Origin of the sequence: Rodentibacter myodis (assembly GCF_001999305.1) — a bacterium.
Taxonomy (GTDB): domain Bacteria; phylum Pseudomonadota; class Gammaproteobacteria; order Enterobacterales; family Pasteurellaceae; genus Rodentibacter; species Rodentibacter myodis.
The window spans coordinates 1-8,121 of record NZ_MLHQ01000051.1; the positions used below are offsets into that span (position 1 = coordinate 1).

The following is an 8,121-nucleotide window of genomic DNA, read 5'->3' on the forward strand; positions in this document are numbered from 1 at the left end:
TTCTGACTTCTGACTTCTGCATAAATTTTATCCTTTGTAAAGTGAAAAATAAGCGTTTTTTTGAAAAAAGTGCGGTTATTTTATAGAAAATTTTCTGCTGGGTAAATTTACTTTTTATTTGACATTAAAGTGAAAGTAAGGGGTTTTCTTTAATTGCACATTGTTGTCTTTCTCCGTAAAATGCACCGCTATTTGATAAAGACATAAAATCAGTAGGGGCGCCACGCTGGTGTCCGACATATTTAACTTATTGAAATTGTTTGAATTTTAAATACGGACACCGGCGTGGCGTTCCTACAAGTTAATTTTTGCAAAAGTGCGGTTGGTTTTGACCGCACTTTTCTTACAGTCAACTATCCTGAGAGATAAACGAGTATGTATAAATTATTCCGTCAATGTATTTTCCAAATGGATGCGGAAAATGCGCATAATTTTACCCTTCAATGCTTAAAACTTGCCGGCAATCCTTTATTTCAACCGCTTTTAACATCGCTCCTTTCACCACCAAAAGGGACGGAAAAAACCGTGATGGGGGTGCGTTTTCCAAATCCGATCGGTTTGGCGGCAGGGGCGGATAAAAACGGCGAGGCGATTGATGGCTTTGGTGCGTTGGGTTTTGGTTTTGTGGAAGTGGGAACGGTTACGCCTTTGGCACAAGACGGCAATGCAAAACCCCGTCAGTTTCGTTTGATTGAAGCGGAGGGGATTATTAATCGCAATGGGTTCAATAATAACGGCATTGATTATTTAATCGAAAATGTGAAAAAAGCACGTTATCGTGGCGTGATTGGGATAAATATCGGTAAAAATAAACAAACCCCCTTAGAACACGGCAAAGACGATTATATTTTTTGTTTAAACAAAGCCTATAACTATGCCGGTTATATCACGGTGAATATCTCATCACCGAATACGCCGGATTTACGTCAGTTACAATATGGTGATTATTTTGACGATTTGTTGCAAAGTCTGAAAGCCCGTCAGGCGATTTTGGCAGATCAATACAATAAATATGTGCCGATTGCGGTGAAGATTGCACCGGATTTGTCCGAAGCGGAATTGGTGCAAATTGCCGATAGTTTGCTTCGTCATAAAATGGATGGGGTGATCGCCACCAATACCACCATTACGCGGGATACGGTCGTAGGGTTGAAAAATGCCGAACAGCAGGGTGGGTTGAGCGGTAAGCCGTTGCAACACAAAAGCACCGCCATTATTCAGCGATTGGCGAAAGAATTAAAAGGGCAGATTCCGATTATCGGCAGCGGTGGCATTGATGGTGTGCAAAATGCACAGGAAAAAATCGCGGCAGGGGCGGAATTATTGCAAGTATATTCGGGATTGATTTATCACGGCCCGAAATTAGTGAAAGAATTGGTGAAACAGATTAAATAATGACAAAAATTTACGATTTACATTGCCACAGCACCGCTTCAGATGGGGTGCTTAGTCCTTCGGAAGTGGTGCAACGTGCGGCAGAACAGGGCGTGAACGTGTTGGCATTATGCGATCACGATACGGTTGATGGTATTGATGAGGCAAAAATTGCCGCAGAGAAATTCGGTATTGAATTAATTTCGGGGGTAGAAATTTCCACCAACTGGCAGGGGCGTGGGATTCATATTGTGGGATTAAATTTTGATAAAACACACCCGAAAATGACCGCACTTTTAGCCGAACAAAAAGCCTTGCGGGAGAAAAGAGCGGTTGAAATTGGCAAAAAATTAGAAAAAGCAGGCATACCAAATGCTTACGAAGGGGCAAGAACCTTGGCAAATGGTGAAGTCACCCGCGCCCATTACGCCCGATATTTGGTTCAGCTTGGCAAGGTGTCTAATGATGGGCAAGCCTTCAAACGTTATTTAGGGATGGGCAAATCCGCCTTTGTAAAAGCGGAATGGACGGATATTCCCACAGCGATTGAAACCATTCATCACGCCGGCGGTATTGCCATAATCGCCCATCCGCTGCGTTACACGATGACCGCAAAATGGATTCGCCGGTTGATGACGGATTTTAAAGAATGGGGTGGTGATGGTATGGAAATTGCCGATTGCGGACAAACGAAAGATCAACGCCAAATGCTTGCCCGTTGGGCGAAAGAATTTGATTTTGTCGGTTCGGTTGGTTCAGATTTTCATTTCCCTTGCGGTTGGGTGGAATTAGGGAAAAATTTGGTTTTACCTGATGAGGTGAAACCGGTTTGGACGTTGTTTTAAAAGCAAAAAAGTAAGGTGGTATTTCCGGTATTTGCTACAAATTGTTTAGAGATAGAAAAAGGACACCGATGGTGTCCCTTTCGTTTAGCCGGTATTTCGCATACCTGCCGCAATCCCCGTGATGGAAATCATCAGGGCTTGTTCCACATCAGGATTTGGCTGATCCGGATTTTCACGGAAGCGGTAGAGGAGTTCCACTTGTAATAGGTTAAGCGGATCGGTGTAGATATTGCGTAAGGCGATAGATTCCGCAACCCAAGGTAAATCAGACATCAATTCATCACGATGAGAAAGTGAAAGCACGGTTTTAATATCGGCTTGTAATTGTTGGCGTAGATTTTCACCAAGATACCAAAGTTCTTTTTTCACCAGACGTTGATCGTATTGCTGAGAAAGCCATACATCAGATTTGCTGAATACCATTTCCAACATACCGATTCGGGTAGAGAAGAACGGCCAAGTTTGGCACATTTCCTGAATAATCTTCCGTTCTCCATTTTCAATCACTTGACGAACCGATGCGCCGGCACCCAACCACGCAGGAAGCATTAAGCGGTTTTGCATCCACGCAAAGATCCAAGGAATTGCACGCAGACTTTCTACGCCGCCATTTGGATTGCGTTTTGCAGGACGTGATCCGAGAGGGAGTTTGGAGAGTTCTTGTTCCGGCGTTGCACTGCGGAAATATGCCACAAAATCTTTATCACCACGCACCACACCACGATAAATTTCACAAGAAATATCAGAAAGTTCATCCATTACGGCACGCCATTCCGGTTTGGGTTCAGGCGGTGGTAATAAGTTTGCCTCTAAAATTGCACTGGCGTAAAGATCAAAGGTTTCTACGGCAACGGCAGGCAAGCCGAGCTTAAAGCGGATCATTTCACCTTGTTCCGTTACACGTAAGCCATTTTTCAATGAGCGGGGCGGTTGGGAAAGCAGTGCCGCGTGAGCAGGCGCACCACCGCGACCAATAGTACCACCACGGCCGTGGAATAAGGTCAGTTCAATACCTAATTTTTCTGTTAAATTGACTAAGGCTTCTTGCGCACGATATTGTGCCCAAGAGGCAGCCATCATACCGGCATCTTTGGCTGAATCGGAATAGCCAATCATCACCATTTGACGATTATTAATCACGCCACGATACCAACCCACATTGAATAATTGGGTCATCACCTCTTCGGCGGCATCTAGGTCGTCTAGGGTTTCAAAAAGCGGCACAACAGGAATATGATAAGGCACACCGGCTTCTTTTAATAGCAAATGCACGGCAAGCACATCAGAGGCGGTGCGTGCCATTGAAATAATGTAGCAGGCAATCACGCCTTCTCTTTGTTCTGCAATCACTTTGCAGGTATCAAGAATTTCTTGTGTTTCTGCAGAAGGTGTCCAATTTTGTGGAATCAACGGACGGCGGGAGCTTAATTCACGAATTAAGAAGGCTTGTTTGTCATCTTCTGTCCATTGGGAATAATCGCCTAAACCAATATAACGGGTAATTTCGGCAATCGCTTCGGTATGGCGGGTGCTTTCTTGGCGAATATCCATTCGTGACAGGGTGACACCAAAGCAACGGATACGATGTAAAATATCTAACAATGTTCCGTTTGCAATAATACGCATACCGCACGCCATTAAAGATTGATAACAATCATAAAGTGGTTCCCAAAGCTGATTATCTTCTAAAATAATTTCGCTTTCGGAAACACGCGGTACACGGTTTGCCAGTAAATCATCAAAGTAGGAAAGGGTGGTATTTAGTTTGGTTCGCAAGCCTTTTACGACTACGCGATAAGGTTCTAAATGATCACCATATTTGGCACGAAATGCTTCCGTACATTTCACCATAGAAAGTTCATCGGCAAGTTCGCTGATGTCTTTTAAGAAAAGATCCGCCGCTTTCCAACGGGCAAAGTTAAGTACTTTGCGAGTGATCGGTGCGGTAACAAACGGGTTGCCGTCACGATCGCCCCCCATCCAAGAAGAAATACGCACCGGCTTTAAGCCAACAGGTAAATCGTAACCTAAAAATTCACGGGCATTTTCATTGAGCTGACGTAAAAATTCCGGTACGGCTTGCCAAAGGCTGTTTTCAAGCATTGCAAAGCCCCATTTGGCTTCATCAAAAGGCGTTGGACGAACGGTTCTGATTTCGTTGGTGTGCCACGCTTCTGCAATAAGGCGGAGCAATAAACGTTCAATAACGCTACGTTCTTTTTCGGTTAAATCATTGTGTTCTAACTTGCTTAAACATTTATTGATTTCCACGTGTTTATGAACCAATGAACGGCGTGTGGTTTCGGTTGGATGAGCCGTCAATACCAATTCGATTAAGAGTTTTTCAATGGTTTCATAAACCGTTTCTTTTGAGGCATTTTCCGCTTTTAGGCGTGCAAATAATGCCTGCAGTGAGCGATCGGAAGGGGCTTTGGTTGAATGTTCACGAGAAATGGTTTGATATTGTTCGGCAATATTGGTGAGATTCAAGAATTGGCTGAATGCTCTGGCAACAGGAATGATGTTGTCTGTTGAAATATTGGCAAGGGTGGTGAGCAATTCTTGACGGGCTTTGTCGTCTCCTGCGCGTGAATCGCGTGATAATTTACGAATATTTTCGATTAATTCAAGGATATCCGCACCTTGTGCATCATTGATGGTTTCTCCGAGAAAACGCCCTAACATATTGATGTTATTGCGTAGAGTTGCGTACTCTTGTGCCATACAAACTCCTAAAAAGTAAGACAAAATAAAATCGGGTGTAGATATAACTAAAAATAGGTGGGCGGTCAAATCTTATGAGAGGAAAGATTGACAAAAAACAACAAAAAATAAATTTTCTCTAAAAACCAACCGCACTTTCCCTTCCTTTGCCTTCGATACCTCTATTCGCAAGCGGAGAGAGAAGATAAATTGGGTGTATGTTGTAATAAATTCACAAATTTCAAATAACGTGATTGGTAAGGATGCGGCATCTCGCGTCTTATATCAAAAAAACAAACAATTTCAATGAATTAACTGAGAACGCCGGCGTAGCGTCCTTACTAATCTATCAAAATATCCCCATCACACAACGTCTAAATAACGTGATCCTCGCTCCTTCATTTACGGCGAGTAAATGTGTGCATTTGAGCGCTGGTTCTGCCAATCACTCCAACGGAATGAGCGAAGCGAATAACCAGTCACGAAGTGACTGAGGGAGGAGAAGTTGGTAATAATAAAGACACTGTTAATCCTTGAGATAGTTTATAAAATCGTCTTAACAGATTTTCTTAACACCAATTCCGGATGAATATCAATACGACTACGGGATTGCGGTAAATCTTCGTTGTCTTTTTGTGCAATGCGTTCAAACAGTAGATTCACCGCCTGCGCGCCCAATCTTGATTTTGATTGGTGAATGGTGGTCAGTGGTGGGGCGTAGAAACGTGAGGAATGAATATTGTCATAGCCAATCACGGAAATATCGTCCGGTACACGCAACCCTTTTTCGGTAATGGCGGAAATTGCCCCAAGTGCCATTACATCATTACAACAGAAGACGGCAGTCGGCAATTCCGATTGAACAAGGATTTTGTTCATACATTCGTAGCCGTCTTCCGGTTCAAAATAGCCTTCCATTACCCAGTTTTTATTAATGCTAAGATTGGCATCCTGCATTGCTTTTTCAAAGCCTTCATAGCGTGTTTTTGCCGTTGTTTTACTGAGTTCGCCGGCGATAATGCCAATTTTTTTATGACCGCAATCAATCAAATGTTGAGTGGCAAGATAACCGCCGGCAAAACTGTTGTCTTCGATCACATCGGTATTACTATTCGGGCCCCAATCCATCACCACCATTGGCACGGTTGAGAAATTAGAAAGCAGATCAAGGGAGCTTTGAGTGTATTCGGAACACATCACCAACAAACCGTCCACCCGTTTTTTCGCCAACATTTCTAAGTGATTTTTGATTTTTTCCGCATCATTTTGTGTATTGCATAAAAAGAGGGAATAGCCTTGGCGATAGCAATGTTCTTCCACCGCGTGGATAATCTCTGCAAAATAAGGGGCTTCACTGGTGGTGACGATCATTCCGATGGATTTTGTGGTATTGACTTTTAAACTTCTGGCGACTGCACTTGGTGAATATTTTAAGGTTTTAATGGCGTGTTGAACGGCTTCTTCCGTTTCTTTTGCCACAAATCGGGTTTTATTAATTACGTGGGAAACGGTGGTGGTGGAAACCCCCGCCATTTTTGCCACATCTTTAATTGTTGCCATAATTGAATTTTCTCTGAAAAAAATTTTGCCTATTATAAGGATTGCGCCGGAATAGTTAAATATTGAATAAATTTTTTTTAAAAAAAGGTCGTTTTTTTCGTTTTTCTTGTTAGAATGAGGGCGTTTTTTAACATCAATGATAAGGAGTAAATATGAGTGATTTTGGTTATGCAATGGTGGCAGTCGTATTTAGTATGACGTTTATTGTTGGTTTATCACTGGCTATCTTTTAATCGATAAAATTATCTTTTAACGACCGCACTTTGTTGATTTAGTATTAGAACAAAGTGCGGTTATTTTTTGAGAGGTTTTTTGCCAGTAGATCGAAAATATGGTAAAACTAGCTCCGTTTTTTCACTTAATAAATAGGAAGTACAATGTCAAACTTACAAGCAATTATTGAAGCCGCGTTTGAAAAACGTGCGGATATTACACCGAAAACCGTTGATGCCCAAACCCGCGCAGCGATTGAAGAGGTAATCGAAGGATTGGATAGCGGTAAATACCGTGTGGCAGAAAAAATTGATGGCGATTGGGTTACGCACCAGTGGTTGAAAAAAGCCGTATTGCTTTCATTCCGTATTAATGACAATGAAATTATTGATGGTGCGGAAACAAAATATTACGACAAAGTGGCATTAAAATTTGCCGATTATACGGAAGAACGCTTTCAGCAAGAAGGTTTTCGTGTTGTGCCTTCTGCAACGGTACGTAAAGGGGCTTATATTTCTAAAAACTGCGTATTAATGCCTTCTTATGTGAACATTGGTGCTTATGTGGGCGAAGGTACAATGGTGGATACTTGGGCGACAGTCGGTTCTTGTGCGCAAATTGGTAAAAACGTGCATTTGTCCGGCGGTGTCGGCATTGGTGGTGTATTAGAACCGTTGCAAGCCAATCCAACCATTATCGGCGATAATTGCTTTATCGGCGCACGTTCTGAAGTGGTTGAAGGGGTAATCGTTGAAGATGATTGCGTGATCTCAATGGGTGTGTTCATTGGTCAATCTACCAAAATTTATGATCGTGAAACCGGTGAAATTCACTATGGTCGCGTGCCGGCAGGATCGGTTGTGGTTTCCGGTAGTCTTCCGTCAAAATGTGGTAAATACAGCCTTTACTGTGCGGTTATCGTGAAAAAAGTGGATGCGAAAACCTTAGGTAAAGTAGGGATCAACGAATTATTACGTTCTATTGAAGAATAATTAAAAACACTTAGAAAAATAACCGCACTTTGATCTGCCCCATAAACTTGGACAGTTTATAAATTAACTTAAATATTGAGCTCTGAACTGTACAGGGCTCAAATTTTTTAAACCTGTTTTTATTCGTTTCTTCTCATTATAATAGCGAATATGTTCGTGTAGCGTTTGCTCCAACTCATCAATCGTTGAAAATTGATGACCATAAAAATATTCCGATTTTAACATACTGAAAAAACTTTCAATCACCGCATTATCATAGCAGTTCCCTCTACGGCTCATACTTTGAATCGCGTAAGGTGAACCATTCGAGCGTATTAACATCTTTCGTCAACGCTCAAGCCCATATAAATGCCCTTGGTTGCTATGAATTATCGGTAATCCGCTGGTTGAGTTATCCAACTTTTGGGGGACAGCTCAAAGTGCGGTCAGTTTTA

General features: G+C 42.3%; 5 protein-coding genes and 1 pseudogene. 3 read left to right on the top strand and 3 right to left on the bottom strand.

Features of this window, described 5'->3' with window-relative positions:
• Positions 1–375 precede the first annotated feature (375 nt).
• On the top strand, positions 376–1,395 hold the full coding sequence (gene pyrD / locus BKL49_RS12020; RefSeq protein WP_077425778.1) for a quinone-dependent dihydroorotate dehydrogenase: 1,020 nt from the start codon (positions 376–378) through the stop codon (positions 1,393–1,395).
• On the top strand, positions 1,395–2,219 hold the full coding sequence (rnm, locus tag BKL49_RS12025) for an RNase RNM (protein WP_077425780.1): 825 nt from the start codon (positions 1,395–1,397) through the stop codon (positions 2,217–2,219). The genes pyrD and rnm overlap by 1 nt, the downstream gene beginning before the upstream one ends.
• Before the next feature lie 84 nt (positions 2,220–2,303).
• Here the strand turns inward: rnm and ppc are convergent, their stop codons facing one another.
• Both ppc and purR read right to left on the bottom strand, forming a co-directional pair.
• A complete protein-coding gene (gene ppc / locus BKL49_RS12030; protein WP_077425782.1) occupies positions 2,304–4,943 on the bottom strand; it encodes a phosphoenolpyruvate carboxylase in 2,640 nt (879 codons plus the stop codon).
• 522 nt (positions 4,944–5,465) lie between these two features.
• Positions 5,466–6,482, bottom strand: coding sequence for an HTH-type transcriptional repressor PurR (gene purR / locus BKL49_RS12035; RefSeq protein WP_077425784.1), 1,017 nt, complete (start codon positions 6,480–6,482; stop codon positions 5,466–5,468).
• A gap of 377 nt (positions 6,483–6,859) precedes the next feature.
• Between purR and dapD the strand changes: the two genes are divergently transcribed.
• A complete protein-coding gene (gene dapD, locus BKL49_RS12040; protein ID WP_077425786.1) occupies positions 6,860–7,687 on the top strand; it encodes a 2,3,4,5-tetrahydropyridine-2,6-dicarboxylate N-succinyltransferase in 828 nt (275 codons plus the stop codon).
• Between the two features lie 63 nt (positions 7,688–7,750).
• Here the strand turns inward: dapD and BKL49_RS12045 are convergent.
• Positions 7,751–7,975 (bottom strand): annotated as a pseudogene (locus BKL49_RS12045) (IS3 family transposase); the annotation flags it as partial.
• Positions 7,976–8,121: the final 146 nt, after the last annotated feature.

Coding starts and splice junctions, on each gene's coding strand:
- pyrD (WP_077425778.1), top strand. CDS start 376: ATGTATAAATTATTCCGTCAATGTATTTTCCAAATGGATGCGGAAAAT.
- rnm (WP_077425780.1), top strand. CDS start 1,395: ATGACAAAAATTTACGATTTACATTGCCACAGCACCGCTTCAGATGGG.
- ppc (WP_077425782.1), bottom strand. CDS start 4,943: ATGGCACAAGAGTACGCAACTCTACGCAATAACATCAATATGTTAGGG.
- purR (WP_077425784.1), bottom strand. CDS start 6,482: ATGGCAACAATTAAAGATGTGGCAAAAATGGCGGGGGTTTCCACCACC.
- dapD (WP_077425786.1), top strand. CDS start 6,860: ATGTCAAACTTACAAGCAATTATTGAAGCCGCGTTTGAAAAACGTGCG.